The 21578-nt window shown below is 47.4% G+C and carries 13 protein-coding genes; all 13 read right to left on the reverse strand.

Annotated features, from left to right (window positions below):
- Window positions 1-148 precede the first annotated feature (148 nt).
- Window positions 149-1951 (reverse strand): hypothetical protein, encoded by a 1803-nt coding sequence (locus tag ACOMG9_RS04230; RefSeq protein WP_448215912.1) that lies wholly within the window; start codon window positions 1949-1951, stop codon window positions 149-151.
- A 161-nt stretch (window positions 1952-2112) separates the two neighbouring features.
- A complete protein-coding gene (locus ACOMG9_RS04235; RefSeq protein ID WP_448215913.1) occupies window positions 2113-4089 on the reverse strand; it encodes a hypothetical protein in 1977 nt (658 codons plus the stop codon).
- Window positions 4090-4749: 660 nt separating this feature from the next.
- The gene (locus ACOMG9_RS04240; protein WP_494529832.1) at window positions 4750-6804 is read right to left on the reverse strand and encodes a hypothetical protein; all 2055 of its coding nucleotides are present in this window, start codon (window positions 6802-6804) and stop codon (window positions 4750-4752) included.
- A gap of 23 nt (window positions 6805-6827) precedes the next feature.
- Window positions 6828-9725 carry a hypothetical protein gene (locus tag ACOMG9_RS04245; protein WP_494529833.1) on the reverse strand — a complete coding sequence of 966 codons (2898 nt, stop codon included), beginning with the start codon at window positions 9723-9725 and terminating at the stop codon, window positions 6828-6830.
- Window positions 9726-9881: 156 nt separating this feature from the next.
- Window positions 9882-11651: a hypothetical protein gene (locus ACOMG9_RS04250; protein WP_494529834.1), complete on the reverse strand. Its 1770-nt coding sequence runs from the start codon at window positions 11649-11651 to the stop codon at window positions 9882-9884.
- A 310-nt stretch (window positions 11652-11961) separates the two neighbouring features.
- Window positions 11962-13125, reverse strand: a complete 1164-nt coding sequence (locus ACOMG9_RS04255; RefSeq protein ID WP_494529835.1) for a hypothetical protein — start codon at window positions 13123-13125, stop codon at window positions 11962-11964.
- A gap of 252 nt (window positions 13126-13377) precedes the next feature.
- Window positions 13378-14580 (reverse strand): hypothetical protein, encoded by a 1203-nt coding sequence (locus ACOMG9_RS04260; protein ID WP_448215918.1) that lies wholly within the window; start codon window positions 14578-14580, stop codon window positions 13378-13380.
- A gap of 588 nt (window positions 14581-15168) precedes the next feature.
- On the reverse strand, window positions 15169-15858 hold the full coding sequence (locus ACOMG9_RS04265; protein WP_494529836.1) for an RING finger protein: 690 nt from the start codon (window positions 15856-15858) through the stop codon (window positions 15169-15171).
- A gap of 89 nt (window positions 15859-15947) precedes the next feature.
- A complete protein-coding gene (gene tnpC / locus ACOMG9_RS04270) occupies window positions 15948-17642 on the reverse strand; it encodes an IS66 family transposase (RefSeq protein ID WP_494529122.1) in 1695 nt (564 codons plus the stop codon).
- A gap of 36 nt (window positions 17643-17678) precedes the next feature.
- Window positions 17679-18047, reverse strand: coding sequence for an IS66 family insertion sequence element accessory protein TnpB (tnpB, locus tag ACOMG9_RS04275; protein ID WP_448215654.1), 369 nt, complete (start codon window positions 18045-18047; stop codon window positions 17679-17681).
- On the reverse strand, window positions 18044-18370 hold the full coding sequence (gene tnpA / locus ACOMG9_RS04280; RefSeq protein WP_448215653.1) for an IS66 family insertion sequence element accessory protein TnpA: 327 nt from the start codon (window positions 18368-18370) through the stop codon (window positions 18044-18046). The genes tnpB and tnpA overlap by 4 nt, the downstream gene beginning before the upstream one ends.
- Before the next feature lie 458 nt (window positions 18371-18828).
- Entirely contained in the window at window positions 18829-20145 is a 1317-nt protein-coding gene (locus tag ACOMG9_RS04285; protein ID WP_494529837.1) for an RING finger protein, read from the reverse strand.
- A 172-nt stretch (window positions 20146-20317) separates the two neighbouring features.
- Window positions 20318-21568 (reverse strand): RING finger protein, encoded by a 1251-nt coding sequence (locus ACOMG9_RS04290; protein WP_448215921.1) that lies wholly within the window; start codon window positions 21566-21568, stop codon window positions 20318-20320.
- Between the last annotated feature and the right edge of the window lie 10 nt (window positions 21569-21578).

A 21578-nucleotide genomic window follows, 5' to 3' on the forward strand; every position in this document is an offset into this window, starting at 1 on the left:
AGTGTTACGGGTAACAGAGAGGAAGGATAGATCAAGAAAATAAGAGTGTTTATCTGTCAAAGACCTTATGTTAAAAAACTCTATTAAAAAACTAAGGCTGTAAGGGGCACAACTTTATGGAATGGGGAGTGTCAGATCAGGGGCTGAGTTACTTGTCGTCACTGATATTAAAAGTGCTGCGTTTTCGATGTGTTTTTTTGTGATATGACAGGGCCAGAGCACTGCTGCAGACCAACCCGCATCTCTGCGACAGGCCATCCTGCCCGAATACTTTCACGTAACAGGTTTTTTGCCTGGGGTGATATTTTCTTTTGTGAGCCGACAGAGCATAAGGATTGTTGTAGATTTTGCCGCATATATTCCACTGGCCATTGTCCCCAACCATTATTATGCCACAGGCTTTTTGCCTGCTATGGTCTCTTCTTTTGTGATCCGACAGGGTTTGAGCATTCTTGCAGATCATCGCGCATGGCCACTGTTGGCCATCCCCCCCGACCACGGCTGCATCACAAATTTGTTGCCCGGTATGGTATCTGCTTTTGTGAACCGCCAGAGACGGCGCATTTTTGCAGACTCTCCCGCATGGCCGTGTCAGACCATCCTCCCCAATCACGCCCATTTCACAGGTTTGTTTTTGCTGGTTGTGGGCTCTCCTTTTATGAGACGACAGGGATTGAGCATTCTTGTAGACCGTCCCGCAATGCCGCTTCAGGCCATCCTGCCCAACCTCTGTTATGTCACAGGTTTTTTGCCCGGTGTGGTACTTGCTTTTGTGACATCTCAGAGCTTTGACATTCTTGCAGACTACACCGCATGGTCGCGGCTGGTTACCCTCCTCAACCACGGTCACGTTACAAGCTATCTGCTTGGTGTGGTCGTTAATTGCAGGCTGCAACTGGATTGCGTCTGTCTGAGAAAGATGAGGATGGTTCTGATCCGATTGGGATGATTCGGTGGTTTTTTGTTGTGTTTCTGAATGGTTAACCCTAACGGGAATACTTATACCTTTGAGAAAACTATTTACACAGAATGGCCGATTATTGTTTGCGAAATTATCGATGCCGGAGAGCAGGCTCCCGGGCATTGGTAATTCGTGGTCGGGTGGTTCGGTCGGGTTGACATCAATGTCATGCAGATTTGGCTCGGATAGTTGGTCAAAATCGAATAGGGGCTGAATGTAAGAATGATCATTCCATAGTTCGAAAAGCGATTCTTGTTCGATATTTGTAGCGTTAACAGGTTTAACATGACTTACGCAACTATAGCAGTATTCACTGGTCAGATGAGGGCATGAGCTTTGTTCGAGTGTCGCTGCGTAAGATGGATTGTATTTACAAACACCATGACAAGGATAGACGTAGCAACTGAAAGCCATAGTATGCAGTTGTTGTTTTGGGTCTCCGTTACCGTCGGCAGAGCCAAAATATAGCAGTCTATTGAAATAGCCTTTGGCGTGGGTAGCTGCCTTTGAGGGCTTCCGGCAGGACGATTCTGATTGTTGAGTTTGTGATGGATTGTGTCTTGGGCTAAACATCGCAGTGATGGCTGCAGACGTCGCTGGGTGTTTAATCGGCTTAAACTGCAATAAGTCGCGATTCCAATAGTTCTTTAGAAGCCAGTTGACAGTGATGACCACTTCTACAAGTAGCCATGAATAAGGGCTGGCGCATGGAGGGGCGTCTTTGGTGGTAAGGATCGGTTCGAACGCAACCAGAAGGTGAGTAGCGTAAAGCAACTGCCAGGAACTCGAGTTAATGATGGCCGTTTTTATTTCGTAACCGAACGATTCTTGTCGATTATTATCAGGCGGCGAATCTGGTCTTTCATAGCTGTTTTTGTCAGCAATGACTGAAGGGCTACCCGGCAACGTGTTCAGCTTAAGCTTTATAGAAAAGCTCTGGTTTGGAAAGTCTGCATCTTGTCCAAGCTCGACAACAGTACGTCTTGTCAACGGTTTTGCCTGACAGACGATAGATAGCGAAAGTAACAACAGCAGTGTTTTAAAGAGTGAGTGTTTAATAATTCTATCATTGTATTATGGTTCACAGAGATGAAGGATAGATCAAGAAAATAAATGTGTTTGAGAGGATGAGTATCAGATCGTTATTTAATTCATTTTGCTTTGTTTACTTTGCCTTCTTGAGAATCGGAGTCATTGTCCTGATTCGCATCAACAGACTGGCGCTTTCGATGTGTTTTTTTGTGATCCCGGAGGACACCAGCATTCTTGCAGAATTTCCCGTATGGTCGCAGCTGGCCATTTTTCCCAACCACGATTTCGTCACAGGTTTGTTGTCTGCGATGATATTTGCTTTTGTGTACTGATAGAGATGGTGCATTTTTGCAGACTAACCCGCATTGTCGTTGCAGTCCATTTTCCCCGACCAGGGTCGCGTCACAAATTTTTTTTTGCTTACTGTGGGCTCTGCCTTTATGAGACGACAGAGATTGAGCATTCTTGAAGATCATCCCACACGGTTGCTGTAGGCCATTCTTTCCAATCATGGTCACGTCACAGGTTTTTTGCCCGGTGTGGTATCTACTTTTGTGAACTGACAGGGATAGAGTATTTTTGCAGACTATCCCGCATGGCCGCTGCAGGCCACCCTCTCCGACCACGATCACGTCACAGGCTTGTTGCCCGGTATGGTATCTATTTTTGTGAACCGACAGAGATTGAACATTCTTGAAGAGCATCCCGCACGGCCGCTGCAGGCCATCTTCTGAAACCAGGGCCACATTACAGGTATTTCTTTTCCTTTCGACTCTTCTTTTGTGAATCGAAATGGCGTGGGCAGTTGGGTAGAGCTTGCCGCATAGCTGGTGCTGGCCATCCTCCCCGATCACAGTAACAATACTGGTTTGCTTCGTGTTGTGGTATCTGTTTTTGTGACATGCCAGGGCGCCGGCATTCTTAAAGACCTTCCCACATGGTTGTGTTTGGCCATCTTTATTGACCACGGCCATGTAACAGTTTTTTTGCCCGGTGTGGATTCTGCTTTTGTGAGATGCCAGAGACTTGTAATTCTTGTAGGCCCTCCCGCATAGTCGCTGCTGGCCATCCTCCTCGAACAGGATCTCGACACAAGTTGTCTGCCCAGTGCAGTCGTTCTCTGCTACCTGGACTCGTAATGCATCTGTCTGAGAAAGGTGAGGTTGGTTCTGACTCAATTGGGGTGATCCGGTGTTTTTTTGTTCTGTTGCCGAATGGTTAAGCGTAATGGACATTCCGACTTCTTCAAGAAAACTATCTGTCTCGGGAAGTCTGTCAATGGCCGCATAATTATCAACGCTGGAGAGCAAATTCCTGTGCATTGGTACTTCATTATTCAGTGACCCGTCTGGGTTGAAACCAATGCCATGCGAATTAGACTCAAATGGTTGGCCAGAATAGAGGGTGGGTTGAACGTCAGAAAAATCATTCCATAGTTCGATAAGCGATCTTTGTGCGGAATCTTTAGCGTTAACAGGGTTAAAATGGCTTACACAGTGATGGCAGTAGCCACTGGGCAAATGAGGACATGAGCTCTGTCGGGAAGTTGCCCACATGTGGCCTGTCGCACTTACATCAGAATTCGGCAGCCATTCAATTGACTCTCTGCTATCAGCAGAGAGTCGGTAGCTACAAACACCATGACAAGGATAAACGTAACAATTTAAACCCATGGTATGCAGGTGTTGTTGAGGGCCGCCGTTACCGCTGCCAGAGCCAGAATATAAGAGACTTGTGAAATAATCTGTGTCCTGGCGAGCAGCCTTTGAGGCTCTCTGGCCAGATGATCCTGATGGCTGGTATTGCGGTGTGTTATGTCCAGAGCCAAACATTGCAGTGATGATTGTCAAAGACGCCATGTGCTCAATCGGTTTAAACAGTGATGAGTCGGGGTTCCAATAGCTTTTTAAAAGCCAATCGACAGCGACAATCACTTCTACAGAAAACCGTGAATAAGAGGGTGAGTATTGTGGAGCTTCTTTGATGGTCAGGATCAGTTTGCATGCAGCCAGCAGGTTTGTGGTGTATATGTGTCGTTTTTCATCAGGTGGCGAACCTGAGGTTGAATAGCCGTTGAAATCGACTAAGTCTGACATATAATACGACAGTGTACTAGTAACAGAATTTATAGAAAAGCCCTGATTTGGAGAACTTGCATGCTGTTGAAGTTCAACACTATAACGGTCTGTCAACATTTCGGTCTGGGAAGTGACAGACAATATTAGCAGCAAAATCGGCGCCGCAGAGAGTGAGTGTCTGATAACTCCGTCCTTGTCTTCTGGTTTAAAGAGAGGAAGGATAGGTCAGGAAAATAAGTATTTTTTTGTGTCTTCCTCATGAAGGTGCGGTGGTCAGACCAGGGATTAAAGCTACCACCCCGGACTACGAGGGTTCTTACCGATCGTCCCCCATGGCCGCAGCCTGCCATCCTCTCCAATTACTGTCACCTATCGAAACCTTTAATGCGTCAGCCAAAGAAAGATGAGGTTGGCTCTGACCCAAATGTGACGATTCGGTTGTGCTTCTGAATGGTTAAGCGTAATGGAAATCCAGATTTCTTCAAGAAGACTATTTAAATCGTGCAGCTGATTAACGTCTGCAAAATCATCTATGCTGGAGAGCAAACTCCCGGACATTAGCAATAAACCCATTGCATGCAGGAGTTCCTGAGGACCTCCATTACTGCCACCAGAGCCAGAGTACAGAGGGTTTAAAACAACTGCCGAGAAATCGACTCATTAGACAGAGAGGATAAATCATTTTACGAAAATATGGGTATCAGTTCGGGGATCGAGTTTATCCTCCTGATCGACATCAGCACGTTTGCGTTTACGGTGTCTTCTTTTGTGATCCGTCAGAGCTTTGGCATTTTTGCAGACTTTTCCGCATGGCTGCGGCTCACCATTCTCCCCAACTACCTTTACTTCACAGGTTTGTTGGCTGGTGTGGGCGATTAATTTGTGATATCTGAGGACACGAGCATTCTTGCAGATCTTCCCACATGGATGAGCTTGACCATCTTTCCCGATCACTTTTGTGGCACAGGTTTGTTGCCCGCTGTGACCTCTGCTTTTGTGATCCGTCAGGGCTTTGGCATTCTTACAGACTTTTCCGCATGGCTGCGGCTGGCCATTCTTCCCTTGCACTGTCAAGTCACAGGTTTGTTGCTTGGAGTGATCTTTTTTTTTGTGATTACACAGGTCTCGATTATTCTTGAAGATCTTACCGCATGACCGCGTCTGACCGTCCTCCCCAACCATGAATACCCTACATGTTTTTTGCTCGGAGTGATGATTGCTTTTGTGCATCTGCAGGGCCTGAGCATTCAAGCAGATCGTCCCGCATTGTTGCAGCTGCTTATTCATCCCCTCCACCAACACGCTACAGGTTTGTTGTCCGGTGTGATGTTGTTTTTTGTGAATCGTCAGGACTTGAGCGTTCTTGCAGTTCGTCCCGCATGGCCGCTTCTGGCCATCCTCGCCGATCACGTATACGTCACAGGTCTTCTGCCCTGAGTGGTATCTGTTTTTGTGGGATGAAAGAGATTGAGTATTTTTGAGGACCTTCCCGCATGGCTGCGGCTGGCCATCTTTCCCGAACACTGTTACCTCGCAGGTTCTTTGCCCATTGTGCGCCTTGGCTTTGTGAGATGTCAGAATTCGAGCATTCTTGCAGACCTTCTGGCATGGCTGCTGCCGACCATCTTTCCCAGTCACGATCGCGTCGCAGATTTTTTGCCTGTCAGGGGCCGTTGTATGATTGTCCCCTGCAATTGCTGCTTGTTCAGGGTTGCAGCTATTGGCAAAGTGGCTGCCAGTGTCATGAGTAGGTAGCTCAAATAGCAGATCAAAGTCATAATGACGCTGAATGTCAAAAAGATCATCCAGTGTTCCGAAATGCGAACTTTCCCGGGAGTCTTTGGTGTTTTGAGAATGAAAATGATCTATGCAACTAAAGCAATTTCCACCAGCCAAATGGGGGCATGATTTTGCTATGGAATTCACTAGCCATTCATCGGGTTCTCCATTATCGGATGATGGTCGGAATAGACAAATACCATGACAGGGATTGGTGAAACAATTGAAACCGAAAGTATGTGAGTGTTGTTGAGGATTTTCTTCACCACCACCAGAGCCAGAATTCATGGGAGGAGTGAAAGAGCCTTTATAAGGAATGGTCGTACCCGAAGACTGTTGGCGGGTTGAATCTGATGGCTGACTTTGTTGTTGCTGATGTTCGGGGCCAATCATCACAGTGGTGATCATAAACGGCTGGTTTTGACTCGCTTCTTGTTGTTCGATCAGTGGTTCAATCGGGTTAAACAATGATGAATCAGGGGGCCAACAGCCTTTTAAAAGCCAGCTGACAGCGATAACTATTTCTACAGGTAGACATAGATGAGAATAAGGGCTTTGAAGGACGTCTTTGGTGGTCTGGATCGGCTCGAAAGAAGCCAGCAGATTCGTGACGTAAAGCAGTTGCCAGGAAATTGATTCGATATGGGGCGTTTTTACTCCGTGAGTACCCAATCTGTCTCCTTTGTCATCAAGCAGCGAATCTGATCCTGCGAAGCTGATTGTGTCGGCAATGTCTGACGGTGTGCCCGACAATGCGTGACGGTCAGGCTTTATAGAAAAGTTTTGTTTTTGATAACCTGCTGTCCGTTCAATCCTGACAATAAAACGTCCTGTTCCAGGCTCGGTCTGACTGAGGACAGATAATGACAGTAGCAGTAGAAGCGTTACCGCAAAGAGTGAATGTTTAATAATTCTATCCTTGCCTGATGGTTTAAAGAATGAATGATAGATCACTTCATGAAAGGGTGGTTGTCAGTTCAGGGACGGAGTTCATTGTTCTGGTCCACATCAACATGTTTGCGTTTTCGATGCCTTCTCATGTGTTCATACATGGATGAAGCATTCTTGCAGACCACACCGCATGGCCTTTTCTGGCCATCTTCCCCGACCAATGTCAGGTAACAGGTTTGTTTCTCTCCGTGGTCTCTTCTTTTGTGATTCTTCAGAGCTTGATTATTGATGCAGACCCTCCCACACGGCTGCGCCTGGCCATCCTTTGAGACGACTGGCACGTCACAGGTTTTTTCCCCTTTGTGGTATCTGCTTTTGTGAGATGACAGACATTTAGCATTCTTACAGACCTTCCCGCATGGCCGCTGCTGGCCATCTTTCCCGATCACGGTCAGGTTACAGCTTTTTTGTTTGCCGTGATTTTGTTTGTGATACCGCAGGGCTATAGGATGGGGGCAGACCTTCCCACAGCGCTGCGTCTGACCATCCTCTGAGACGACTACCACATCACAGGTTTGTTCCCTGCCGTGATATCTGATTTTGTGAGATGACAGGCATTTAACATTGCTAAAGACCTTCCCGCATGGCCGCTGCTGTCTATCTTCCCCGATTACGATTTCTTCACAGGTTGACTGCCCGGAGTGGTATGCGGTTTTGTGATACGCAAATACAAGATTATTCACACAGAACTTTCCGCATGGCCTTTGTTGGCCATCTTCCCCGATCACGGGCATGTCACAGGTTCTTGTCCTGGTGTGGCATTTGTTTTTGTGGCGTGTCAGGGCCACAGCACTATTGAAGACCTTCCCGCATGGCTGTCGCTGGCCATCTTCACCGAACACGGATACATCGCAGGTTTGCTGGCCGGTATGGTATCCGCTTTTGTGCGTCAACAGGGCAAGAATATTCTTGCAGACCTTCGCGCATTGCCGCTGCTGGCCATCCTCCCCGACGACAGTCACCTCACAGATTTGTGGTCCGGTGTGGTATCTGTTCCTGTGACTCGACAGGGCTTTAGCATTCTTGCAGGCTTTCCTGCATGGCCTCTGCTGGCCATCCTCCCCGACCACGATAATGTCACAGATTTGTTGCTGGCCGTTGTGGTATTCGTTTTTGTGACTCGACAGGGCATGAATATTCTTACTGGCCTTCCCGCATGGCCGCAGCTGGCCATCCTCGCCGACAACAGTCACGTCACAGATTTGTGGTCCGGTGTGCTCTCTGTTCTTGTGATTCGACAGAGCTTGAGCATTCATAAAGGCTTTCCAGCATGGTCTTTGCTGGCCATCTTCCCCGACCACGATCATGTCACAGAATTTTTTCCCGCTGTGGTATTTGCTTCTGTGACACGTCAGGGCCTTGGTATTCTTGTAGACTCTTCCGCAGAGTCGCGGCTGGCCATCCTTTCCAGCTATTTTGTAGTCACAGACTAGCCCGTTGTGGTATTTGCTTTTTTGAACCGACTGAGTTTCTTGAGAATATGCCGTTTCTATCTGGACATTGTCAGATACTGAAGAAGTTTGTACTGTGCCCGTCTGGGTTTGTGTAAAGGAAATCCCGATTTCTTCGAGACGACTTTCAAAACTGACTGACTCATTCATGACCGCAAAATTATCAGTGGTGAAAGACAAATTACTGAGCATTGATACTTCGTCACCGAGTGGCTCGTTAGCGACATTTTTAAAGTCGGCTACTGCACTGATCAAAGTAAAGTCGGCCTCGCCTATAGCGACATCGTTTGAACAGTTGTTATCAATGTCATGGGTCACTGGCTCTGATAGCTGGCTGGAAGTGTATTGGCTTTGAATGCCAGGGAAATAATCCCTTGTTTCTGGAAATGTGTTTTGTTGTGAACATGAAATGTTTAGAGAATTAGTGTGATCCAGACAACTAAAACAGTATCCATTGGCTAAATGAGAGCATGAGCTTTGTCTGGGTGTTTCTTCTTTGTAGTCTGTCGATCTTTCTTCGGGATTCAAAGCCTTTTCAGCGGGCTCTCTGCTATCAAATGATGGTCTGAATCTACAAACGCCACGGCAGGGGTAGATGAAACAATTTAAACCCAATGTATGTTGGTCTTGTTCAGGGCCTTCGTCACCGTCACTATACCCATGATTCAAGAGGCTAGTGAAAGTGCCTGTAGTGTGGGTATGGGTTTTCAGGGTTTGCTGTCTGGATGATCCTGATGACGGGTTTTTTGCTGGGTCATATCCAGAGCCATACATCACAGTGATGATCTGGAACAGGTTTTCCCCCCGTTTCAATATAGATAAAAAATGTTGTCTGATAGGATTAAAAAGTAGTGAATCGGGGTTCCAATAGCTTTTGAAAAGCCAGCCGAGAGCGACACCCACTTCGACAGGTAGTCCGGAATAATGTTTGGGTCTGAGAGTTGTGGTGTTAATTGTCAGGATCAGTTCGTAAGCAACCAGAAGATGCCTGAGGTCAGGCAATTGCCACGAAATCAACTCAATAAGGGGCGTTTTTACTCTGTAACCATCAGCTCTGTGTCGTTTGTCATCAGGTGGAGAATCTGAGGCTGCATAGCCGTTTTCAAGATCGATCTCTGTCGGGTTGTCGGACAATGTCTGTCGGTAAGGATTTATAGAAAAGCTCTTATTTGGCAAGCCTGCAACCTGTCCGGGTTTGACAACAAAACGTCTTGCCAACGCATCTGCCTGACAGGTAACAGACAACAACAGCGCCAACATCAGTGTCGTAAAGAGTAGTCCCTGTCGTTTTTTATTCGATGGTGAATCTGACCCTGCGTAGTCATTTGTGTCGACAATGTCTAACGTTTTGACCGGTAATACAGGCAGGTCACGCTGTATAGAAAAAATCGCGTTTGAAGAGCTTGCATCCTGTGCAAGCTCAAAAATGAAACGTCTTGTTAACGCTTCGGCCTGGCAGACGACAGGCAACATCAGCATAAGTAGCAGAGGTGTCGCAAAGAGTGAGTGTGTAATAATTCTATCCTTGCTTTCTGGTGTACAGAGAGGAAGAGTAGACCACCCTCCTGAGCATGGGAACCAGAGTTTTGTGACAGCCCGGTAACGGCGGGAGACAGATTAGATTTTTACTTATTCAATGTGACTTTTTGAGGGCTCAGGTTTGTTCCGGACCACACTGGCTGGCTGGCGTTTTCGATGTTTTCTTTTATGATGCTCCAGGGTTATGGTACTCCTGCAAATTTTTCCGCATGGCGACGAACGTTCATCTTCTCCGACTTGTATCACGTCACAGGTTTTTTGCCCGCTATGGACACTTCTTTTGTGATCTGACAGAGATTTTTTACTCCTGCAGATCTTTCCGCATGGCCGCTGAAGGCCATCTTCCCTGAACACAATGACACTACATGTTCTGTGGCTGGTGTGGTGCATGCTTCTGTGATCCGACAGGGCTCTGGAACTCTTGCAGACCCTTCCGCATGGCTGCTGCAGGCCATCCTCCCTGACCACGATTAAGTTGCAGATTTGTTGTCCGGTATGTACTTTTCTTTTATGATCTGCCAGGGCTTGAGCATTCTTGAAAGCTATCCCGCATGGCTTTTGATGGCCATCATTCCCGACGACAGTTCTATTACAGTTTTTTTGTCCGGTATGGTATCTCTGTTTGTGAGTTGACAGAGCTTGAACATTCTTCAATAGCCTCCCGCATGGCTGCTGCAGGCCATCTTTACTGACGACAGTTGTATTACAGCGTTTTTGTCCGGTGTGGTATCTCTTTTTGTGAATTGAAAGGGTTCGAACATTCTTGAAAATCTTCCCGCACGACTGCATCCCATCTTCCCCGACCACTTTGACGTCACAGGAGAGGGCTTGATGGCAATGTGTTATTCCGGATAGAGTGTTCTCAGGTGCTACTGTATTCATTGATTCTATAGGATTGCAGTTATTGTCTGGGTTGCTATCAGAGCCAGACGTTTGAAACAGTTGACCAGAGTTGCATTGGAATTGGATGTCAGCGAGATTATTAAATGTTTTTAAAGGCATGGTTTGTCCCGGTTCTACAGGATCAAAATAATCCATGCAACTAAAGCAGTATCCATCGGCTAAATGAGTGCATGAGCTTTTTTTGGGTGTTTTTTCAGTGTAGTTTGTCAAATTTTCTTCGATGTCCAGCAGCCATTCAGCAGCCTCTGCGTTTTCGGATGCTTGTCGGAATTTACAAACGCCATAACAGGGATGAACGAAACAATTCAGGCTTAAAGTATGCTGGTTTTGTCCAGGGCTCTGGCTACCGTCACCAAAGTCAGAATGCAGTGGCTTGGCGAGAGAGCCAGTAGGCCGGTTGTTGGCTTCAGGGGCTTGTTGGCAGGATGATTCTGATGGTTGGCCTTCTTGTTGGTTATGTCCAGAGTTAAACATCACAGTAATGACTGAAAAAGCGTGATCTACCTGTGACAACATAGATGCCCCCTGTTGTTCCATCGTGTTTAACAGGGGTGAACCGGGGCTCCAATAACTTTTTAAAAGCCAGCCGACAGCGACAACCACTTCTAAAGGTAGCCATGAATAGGGGCTGGCACTCAGAGCGGCGTCCTCAGAGGCCAGGGTCAGTTCGTAAGCAACCAGCAGGTTAGTAGAATAAAATCTTTGCGACGAAATCGAATCGATAAGGATCATTGTTGCTTCGTTACCGTCATGTCTGTGCCGCTTGTCATTAGACGGTGAAGCTGATCCCGAACAGGTGTCTGCACTGGCAATGCCTGATCGCTTTCCAGGCACTGCAGGCTGATCACACTTTATAGAAAAGCTGTGGTTTGGAAAGTTTTCATTCTGTTCAGGCTCAACGGTAAAACATCCTGTCCACAGTTCGGCCTGACAGATTACAGACAACAGTAGCAGCAATAGCTGTGCTGTAACGAGTGACTGGTTAATGATTCTGTACTTGCATTCCTGTCTATAGAGAAGAAGGTTAGACCACCTTATGAAAAAAGAGGGTATCCTAAAACTCCAGCATCTCGTTCACTTATTCCTAGTAGGAATGCATACCCCTAAGAAAATCTCGCTCTACAACTTCAGATAGACTATAGGTTCCCAGGCTGAAGAAAGTCGCAAAAGATAAGCGAGCAAGCCTGGGCTACCTTTTTAACCGGCATCAGCGCAGTACTTTTGCGACAGTCTCGACAGAGAGGGGCAGATTAGGCCCGAGGTTACCTTACTCGTCCATATCAAAAGGCTGGCGTCTTCGGTGAGTTCCTTTGTGTTCCGACAGGAATTCAAAAGGCTCGCAGACCTTCCCGCATATCTCCCACTGGCCGTCGCTCCCGCGCACCATTACCTCACAGGTTGGTGGCTCAATGTAGTAATCGCTGTCGTCATCCGACAGGGGTTCATCATCCGACAGAGGTTCTTCATCTGAAAGTGGACCGTCATCCGAAAGGGGATCGTCATCCGCTAGACCTTCGTCTTCTGACAGGGTTTGTATTGTGCCTGTTTTGGAAAAATGAGGTTGGCTCTGACCCAATGGGGATGATTTTGTAGTATCTGTTGTTATTTGTTGTGTTTCTGAAATTCCTGGCGGGAAGGGGGGCGTTAACTCATTGCAAGGGGTGGACTGTCGATCGAAGTCCTCATTGAGCCTTGACCTTTTTCCCGGTCTTGCTTCTGCTTGTCGGAATTGACAAACGCCATTACAGTCATTTGCGAAACAATTTAAACCAAAAGTGTGTTGGTCCAGTTCAGGATCTCTTTTGCGGCCGCTAGAGACATAATGCTCGTGACTGGAGAAAGTGCCCATAAGCCGGGTGCTTGTTCCTGAAGCTGGCTGGCTGGATGATTTTGACCGCTGGTCATGCTGTTGGTTATCTGCCGGGCTGAGCATCATAGTGTTGATCACGAACGGGTAATCCTGACTCGCCTGCTGTTGTCCAATCGTGTTAAACATCGGTGAGTCGAAGTTCGAATAACTGTTTAAAAGCCAGCCGACAGCGATAAACGCTTCCACAGGTAGTCGCGAATAAGTTTTGGGGCTTTGAGGGGCGTCACGGGTGGTCAGGAACAGTTCGTAAGCAACCAGCAGAGGAGTGGTGTAAAGCAAATGCCACGAAATCGACTCAATAATAACCGTTTTCAGCCCGTAAACGCTGAGCCCGAATGCTGTGTCATTTGCCTGAGAGTCCCGGACTGGATGAACGTTGATGTTAGTAGTGGTTGAAGGGGGGAGCGGTAATTTGTGCAGGTCATGCTGTTTGATAGAAAAACTTCCGTCTGGAGAGCCAGTATTTTGTTTAATCTCGACAATATAACGTTCTGTTAATACCTGAGCCCGGCAGGTGACAGACAGCAACAGCAGTGCCGCAAATAGAGGGTTCTTAATCACTTTATTCTTACATCCTGGTTTGAAGGGAAGAAGTATAGACCAGGAAAATAAGCGTGTTTTCTGACAAAAAAAATTGCTAAAAACTCATTAAAATGCAGCTGTATCGATTGCTGGGCCCTGAGAGTGTAATCATGAGCCATTCGATGGTTAGATGGATGACTTCGGTCACTTAGTTAGAAGTCTTGTGTCCTTTGGTGTTTCCGGACTGCCAAGCGAAACATGTTACCCTCATGAAAGAGGGTGTTGCAAAACTTATCCTCTTGCTCTTTTTGGGGTTGGATGATTTTGATTTACATCAGGAGGCCTAAGTCCCCGGTTTGCACCAACAGGCATTCGAAGATGCACTATTCTTGTTTGCTTGCTCAGCTGACGAGCATTCTTGCAAAGACGTCTGCATGGCCTCGGGCGGTGATCTACGGGCAAGTCACAGGTTTCCGGTTCGGTCCTGTATCTTTTCTGGTTACCCGACGCAGCTTTTACGGTGCCCGTTTGGGAAAAGTCAGGTTGGTTCCGACCCAAAGCAGCGCAGAATCTTTTCCACAGCCTCGATACGGGAGGGGGCGTTATACTGGCTCGGGCTTCCTGCGGGCTTTCCCTGCGGCTATGATCCAGTTGGGATAATTCCGTCGTTTGTGTTGTTATTGGTTGTGTTTCTGAAGACGCTCCCGGGGATGGTGAAAGTGTCTGGGTTAGCGAAAAGGAGAACCCGACTTTTTCAGAAGGTAAGCTCTGTGGCTCTGAGTTCCTGTAGAGCCTTGACCTTGTTTTCGGTCTTGCTCCAGATTGTCGGAATTTACAAACGCCATTACAGTTATCCGCGAAACAATTTAAACCCAGAGTATGCTGGTTTTGTTGAGGTTCTCCGTCACCGCCACCAGAGTCAGAATGCTGGCGGCTGCTGATAATGCCTCTAAGTCGTGTCGTTGTCCCTGAGGCTTGCTGGGTGGATGATTCTGACAGTTGGCCTTGTTGTTCGTTATCTCCGGGGCTAAGCATCATTGTATTGATCACAAACGGATAATCCTGACTCAATTCTTGTTGTCCAACCGGATTAAACATGGGGGAATCGGGATTCCAATAGCTGCTTAACAGCAAGCCGACAACGATAAACGGTAGCCATGAATAGGTGTTGGAATTTATATAGACGTCTTTGGTCGTCAGGGTCAGATCGTAGGCAACCAGTGCATGGGTAGCGTAGAGCACATGCCACGAAATTGACTCAATGATGGCCGTATGTAGTCCGTATCCGCAGGGTCCGGGTGGTATGTTATTTGCCGGGGAATCTGATCCTTCATAGTTGTTTATTTTGGTAATGATTGAAGGGTTTTTCGGCAATGTACGCGGGTAGTGCTGTTGGTTAGAAAAGCTTTTGTCTGGAGAATCTGTATTTTGTTGAAGCTCGACAATATAACGTTCTGTTAATGCTTGAGCCCGGCTGGTGACGGATAATAACAAGAGTAACAGCAGGGCCGTAAAAATTGGGTTTAGAATCACTTTTTTCTTACATTTTGATTTAAAGCGAAGAAGTGTAGACCAGAAAAACAGGTGTGTTTTCTATCAAAGATCATTTGTTAAAAAAACTCTATCGCTGGCTGCTGAGCCCCCGGGCTGTGGTCACGTCACAGGTTCATTGTCGTCTGTGGCTTCTCATTTTGTGAAAACTCAGGGATTGGCAGTCTTGAAGACCTTTCCACATCGAAGCTATTGGCCATATTCGCTGATTTAGACCTCACAGACTCATCGCCCTCTGTGGCAGCGGCGTTTGTGCTCTGTCAAGGCTCGTCTATTTAAGCAGATTCTCTGGCATGACCGCAGCAGGCCATCCTCGTCGACAAAGGGTATGAGACATGTCAGATTGTCTGTTCTCCTTGTGAAAACGAAAGGCAACGAACGGAAATCCCGGGGCTCGTTATGAGTATCTGGTAAGTTCTGTTGTACCTCTTCGGTTACTGCAAAATCAGGTGATTGTGCTAATAAATTCATATCTGCTCTGCAAAGTGGGCAGGTTTTCATTGACCGTCGCGGAGCGTTCAGAAACACCCTTCATAAACAGTGTGTGTCAATTTTCTGTGAACAACAGGGAGTAACCATTGCATTGTTAAATTTATCAAAACATATAGGGCAGTTCTCACCTGCTTCAGCCAGCTCTTGGCTATCGGATGGTGGTCGGAATCGACAGACGCCATTACAGGAATCGACGTAACAATCCAAACCGTAAGTGTGCTGGTGTTGTTCAGGGTTTCCGTTACCTTCGCCAGAGCCTGAGTCCAGTGAGCTGGTGAAAGAACCTGTAAGTTGGGTGGTTGTTCCTGAGACCTGCTGACCGGATGATTCTGATGGCTGGCTTTGTTGTGGGTTATCTTCGGGGCTAAGCATCATTGTATTGATCACAAACGGATAATACTGGCTCAATTCTTGTTGTCCGATCGTACCAAACATGGGTGAATCCGGGCTCCAATAGGTGTTTAACAACGAGTCGGCAACAATAAACGGTAGCCATGAATAAATGTTGGAGTTTAGATGGGCGTCTTTGGTAGTCAGGGTCAGTTTGCAGGCAACCAGCAAATGGGTAGCGTAGAGCAGATGCCACGAAATCGACTCACTAATGCCTGTTTTTAGCCCGTCACTGCCGGGTCCGGGTGACTGGGAATCTGACCCCATAAAGTTGTTTGTTTTGGCAATGCTTGAAGGGTTGTTCGGCAATGTGCGCAGGTCATGCTGCGTGACAGACAAGCTCTGGGTTTCAGGGAAATCTGTATTCTGTTCAAGTTCGACGTAAGCGCCAAATAAACCAGCGTACTGGCTGCCGCCCCCAAGATTTCTTATTCTTTGCCTGTCTTAACATTCCAGGGGAGAAGCTGTTCCAGTTTCTCAACGGTATCGGCGTAAGGCAGCTCTTTTAAAATATGGTTCAGGTAATTGAAAGGCTCCAGACCATTCACCTTTGCGCTTTCAATCAGGCTGTATAAAAGGGCACTGGCTTGCGCCCCTTTTGGCGTGTCTGCAAACATCCAGTTCTTGCGGCCAATAGCGAAGGGGCGGATGGTGTTTTCCGCTGCGGCATTACTGATATCCAGGTGGCCGTTGTCACAGTAAACGACCAGTTTTGGCCATTGGTTCAATGCATAGCTCATGGCTTGGTGCGACAGGCTGCCCGGGTCTAGCCTGGTTATGTTTTTCTCCAGCCATACATGAAAGTCGTCCAGTAGTGGCTTACTCTTTTGCTGACGCAGGATGGCTTTTTCTGATGGAGGAAGATCTCCTATTTCTTTCTCAATGGCGTAAAGCTTACCGATTTTGCCTAAAGCGACATTCGCCTTGCTAACGCGGGTGTTTTTCACCTTTTTGCCCGGTTTGGCTTCGCCCTTCCTGGCATCCAGAAATTTCCTGCGAACGTGGTCGAAGCAACCCGCCTGGGTGATGCCTTCTTGTTTGCATACAGCGTCGTAACTGGCATACCCGTCAGTTTGCAGGTAACCGCTGAACCCTTCGAACAGACGCAGGGGAACCTCCTTGCCTCTTGAGGGATCGTATTCAAACACCACCGATGTTTGTCCGGGTGGCCCACCAAGGCTGACCCACATATATTTGTCAGAGTTGATGGACTTGCTGGTTTCCTTGATCACCTGAATTCGGGTTTCGTCAGCATGGATCACCGAACCGGTCTTTTGATGATCTCTCATCAAATTGATGAGTGGCCGCAGTTCTGTAGACAGCCGAATCAAAGAGTTGGCCATCGTCGTCCGGGTGACAGAGCCACCGTATCGCTTGAGGATATTCTCTTGCCTGTACAAAGGCAGTGCGTCGCAGTACTTGGAGACAATGATCCAGGCCAGTGTGCAAACAGAGAGTGAAGATTTGGGCAGTGGGTGTTTTGGCAGCTCTGCAACTTTAATGACCCGCTTCTCCTGTCCATGCTCATCGACTTCTGGAAAGACTGCTTTCTCTTGCAGAATTTCTTTCACCTGAACCTTGGTCGGAACGATATCAAGCTCTTCACGGACTTTGACAAAGAAGGTATCAATGGCTCCGGCTTTTTCTTCTTCACTGAGTTCAGAGCGTTCCTGCACTCTGGGCAGAGACTCTGAAAATGACTTGCGCCCTGTTTTCTTTTTGCGTGGTTTTGGAGGCTCTTGCTCTGGCTGACCTTCAGCTTCGTCTTGCTCTCCGGTGCAGCCTTCCAGCTCCACCTCGTTGAAAATGTCGACCTGGCTGTTGTTTTTTTCAGTGCTTCTTCCGTACAGGCGGGATCGGGAGAGCCTCAGGTACTCTTCCAGTTGCGCAATGCGTTTTTTTTGAGAATCGATGACCTCTGACTTCTTTTGAATAATGTCGTCTTTTTCAAGAAGGGCATTTTCTTTTTCAAGAAGGGCATTTTCTTTTTCAAGAATGACACTTTCCTGCGAATGGATCGCCTCAAACAAGGCGACCATTTCAGGGTTAGTCTCAGCCTGATGAAAGGGCAAATCCAGTGCGGATTTCGGCTGAAAAATCAGAGTGTCGGCGGTCGATTTCATGGTCGCTATTTTACCATAAAACCCTGAAAAACAGGACTAAAAACAGCTCTCATAATGCCTTTTTTTATGGGGTTGCATGGCATTGAGATTGTAGCCGTCCAGCAGCCAGTTTAATTGTTTCCCGGTTAATGTAACCAGCTCTTCGTCCGGTTTGGGCCAGTGGAATTTGTCCTCAGACAGGCTCTTGTAATAAAGCACAAAACCATTATCTTCCCAGAACAGGCACTTGATTTTATTACGCTGCCGGTTGGTAAACGCATATAAATAGCCGTCAAAGGGGTTGTGCCCCAGCTCTTGTTCAACCAACACAGCAAGCCCACGAAATGACTTGCGAAAGTCAATCGGCTCCCGGTAGAGAAACACCTTTGGTAATACCTCTGACGGTCGCATAACCGGGGTGTTCATAGCATATCCCTCACCAGTTGCTCACAAAGCGACAGGTTACTTTCATCAATACCGGACACTGTTACACCACTGGGTAGGGTGATGGAGAGTGGTGTTATCCGAGAAGGCGCACCAGGTTCTGGTTGGGGTGTTACCTGGACAAAGCCAGAGTTGTTCGGGGTCGGTTTTACGCTGGGGGTTGTGTCGAGTTTACGCTTCCAGTATCCGAATTTGGATACCCTTATACCATGCTGTTGGCACCACGCACTCTGAGTCAAACCTGAATCCCGCCACGACTGAACACGCTCTAGCCATTCACTGTCTGCGGGTAATTTCTTTGACATATTGGCCTCCTTATATCGGGAGGCTAATCATTTCAAATGGGGTTTTGATTCTGAAGGGCGTGGGTTTATTTGGCGTTTACAGTTCGACAACAAAATGTTGTGTCGATCGTTGAGCATGGCAGGTGGCAGACAAAGACAGCAGTAACAGCAGTGGTACATAGATTGACTGTTTGGTCATTTATTCTTACATCCTGGTTTAAATGTTCTGCAAGTAATTTTGCGAGACCAAGTGTAGACCAGGAAAATTGATTGCGTTGCAGCAGTACCCGTTGGCGAGCCATGAGAGGGTAGTCACGAGCCATTTGGCTCGTGCATCTCCTCAAGCAAGTAGTCTCTTTTAGGAGGAGCCGATGAATTCCCAAGATGGGAGCCCGGAGTGCCTGAGAGTGTGGGAACGAGTCAACGTGGACGCTGCTGGTCCTCCTCAGTCCCACGGTTATGTCACAGCTTCATTGCCGTCAGTGTCTTTTTCTTTCGTGGTCCGCCAGGGCACTGGCATTTCTGTGGATCATCCGGCATGGTATTTGTCGGCCATTCTTGCCGATCACGGTCATTACGCAGGTCTTTTGCACTGTGTGGTATTTACTTTTGTGATGCGCCAGAGCTTGAGCATTTCTGAATTTTTTCCCACATGGACCTAACCGCCCATCTTTGGAGGTGACGGTCACATAACAGGTTTGTTGCTGGGTGTGACAGCAGCGTATGTGGTATGACAGGGATATGAGATTCCTGCAGATTTTCCTGCACTGCCGAACCCGGCCATCCTCGCCGACTACTGGCCTGTCACATATTAGATGGTCTGTTCTCCTGGTGAAAACGAGAGGGTCCGAACGGACACCCCGGGGCTCGTTATAAGAATCTGGCAAGTCCTGCTGTGCTTCTTCAGTTACTGCAAAATTCGGTGATTGTGCTAAAAAATTCATGTCTGCTCTGCAAAGTGGGCAGGTTTTTGTGATCCATCGTGGAGTGGCCAGAAACACCCTTCGCAAACAGTATGTGTCAATTTTCTGCGAACAACAGGGAGTGATAATTACATCGCTAAACTTTTCGTAGCATATAGGGCAATTCTCGTCTGTTTCAGCCAGCTCACTGTTATCAGATGGAGGTCGGAATCGACAAACGCCATTACAGGAATCGACGTAACAATCCAAACCGTAAGTATGTCGATGCTGTTCAGGGTCTCCGTTACCGTCGCCATAACCTGAATCCAGAGGGCTGGTGAAAGAACTTGTTAATTGGGTGGTTGTTCCTGATGCCTGCTGACCGGATGATGCGGATAGCTGGCTTTGTTGTGGGTTATCTCCGGGGCTGGGCGCCATGGTGTTGATTACAAACGGATAATCCTGACTCAATTCATGTTGTCCAATCGGATTAAACATGGGGGAATCGGGATTCCAATAGCTACTTAGCAGCGAGCCGACAACGATAAACGGTAGCCATGAATAGGTGTTGGAATTTATATAGACGTCTTTGGTCGTCAGGGTCAGATCGTAGGCAACCAGTGCATGGGTAGCGTAGAGCACATGCCACGAAATTGACTCAATGATGGCCGTATGTAGTCCGTATCCGCAGGGTCCGGGTGGTATGTTATATGCCGGGGAATCTGATCCTTCATAGTTGTTTATTTTGGTAATGATTGAAGGGTTTTTCGGCAATGTACGCGGGTAGTGCTGTTGGTTAGAAAAGCTTTTGTCTGGAGAATCTGTATTTTGTTGAAGCTCGACAATATAACGTTCTGTTAATGCTTGAGCCCGGCAGGTGACAGATAATAACAAGAGTAACAGCAGGGCCGTAAAAATTGGGTTTAGAATCACTTTTTTCTTACATTTTGATTTAAAGCGAAGAAGTGTAGACCAGAAAAACAGGTTTGTTTTCTATCAAAGATCATTTGTTAAAAAAACTCTATCGCTGGCTGCTGAGCCCCCGGGGCGTGGTCATGTCACAGGTTCATTGCCGTCGGTGGTGCATCATCTTGTGAAAACTCAAGGTTCTGGCATTCCGGAAGATCCTGCTGCATGGCCTTTGCTGGCCATCCTCGCCGATCACGGTCAGTTCACAGGTTTGTTGCCCAGAGTGGTACTGTCTTGCGTGTTCTGCCAAGGCTCTTCTATTCCTGAAGAGCCTCCCGCATGGCAGCAGCTGGCCATTCTGGGCGATTACGACACTGTCACATGTCAGACTGTTTGCTCTCCCGGTGAAAACGAAAGGGGCCAAACGAAAACCCCAAGGTTCGTTATAAGGATCTGGCAGTTCCTGCTGTCCCTCTTCGCTTACTGCAAAATCCGGTGATTGTGCTAACAAATTCATGTCTGCTCTGCAAAGTGGGCAGGTTTTCATTGACCGTCGTGGAGCATTCTGAAACGTCCTTTTTAAACAGTGGTTATCAATTTTCTGCGAACAACAGGGAGTAATCATTGTGTCGCTAAACTTTTCATAGCATATAGGACACTCCTCATCTGCTTCAGCTCGCTCACTGCTATCGGATGGTGGTCGAAATCGACAAACACCATTACAGGAATCGACGAAACAATTTAAACCGTAAGTATGCTGGTGTTGTTCAGGGTCTCCGTTACCATCGCCAGCGCCGGAGTCCAGAGGGCTGGTGGGAGAGCCTGTCAGTTGGGTGGTTGTTCCTGTGGCTTGTTGACCGGATGATGCTGGTGGCTGGCCTTGTTGTGGGTTATCTCCGGCGCTGAACATCATAGTGTTGATCGCAAACGGATAATCCTGACTCAATTCTTGTTGTCCAATCGTGCCAAACATGGGTGAATCGGGATTCCAATAGCTGTTTAAAAGTGATCCGACAACGATAAACGCTAGCCATGAAGAGGTGTTGGAATTTATATAGGCGTCTTTGGTCGTCAGGGTAAGTTCAAAGGCAACCAGCAGACGGGTAGCATAAAGCACATGCCACGAAATCGACTCAATAATGGTTGTTTTTAGCCCGTAACCGTCGGGCCCAAATGGTATGTTATTTGCCGGGTAATTTGACTCTGCATAGTCGTTTGTTTTGGCAATGATTGTAGGGTCGTCAGGCAATGTATGTGGATAATGCTGTTGGATAGGAAAGCTTTTGTCTGGAGAACCTGTATTCTGTCGCAGCTCGACAATATAACGTTTTGTCAGCATTTGAGCCTGGCAGGTGACCGGTAATGATAGCAGCAACAGCAGCACTGCGGGGAGTGGGTGTTTGATCATTTATTCTTGC

This window comes from Endozoicomonas sp. PH6C (assembly GCF_059322965.1).

What these genes read in the sequence shown, in the direction of transcription:
- ACOMG9_RS04290 (WP_448215921.1), bottom strand. Translation starts at nt 21,568, where the DNA reads ATGATCAAACACCCACTCCCCGCAGTGCTGCTGTTGCTGCTATCATTA.
- ACOMG9_RS04235 (WP_448215913.1), bottom strand. Translation starts at nt 4,089, where the DNA reads ATGTCAGACTTAGTCGATTTCAACGGCTATTCAACCTCAGGTTCGCCA.
- ACOMG9_RS04245 (WP_494529833.1), bottom strand. Translation starts at nt 9,725, where the DNA reads ATGTTGCCTGTCGTCTGCCAGGCCGAAGCGTTAACAAGACGTTTCATT.
- tnpA (WP_448215653.1), bottom strand. Translation starts at nt 18,370, where the DNA reads ATGTCAAAGAAATTACCCGCAGACAGTGAATGGCTAGAGCGTGTTCAG.
- tnpB (WP_448215654.1), bottom strand. Translation starts at nt 18,047, where the DNA reads ATGAACACCCCGGTTATGCGACCGTCAGAGGTATTACCAAAGGTGTTT.
- tnpC (WP_494529122.1), bottom strand. Translation starts at nt 17,642, where the DNA reads ATGAAATCGACCGCCGACACTCTGATTTTTCAGCCGAAATCCGCACTG.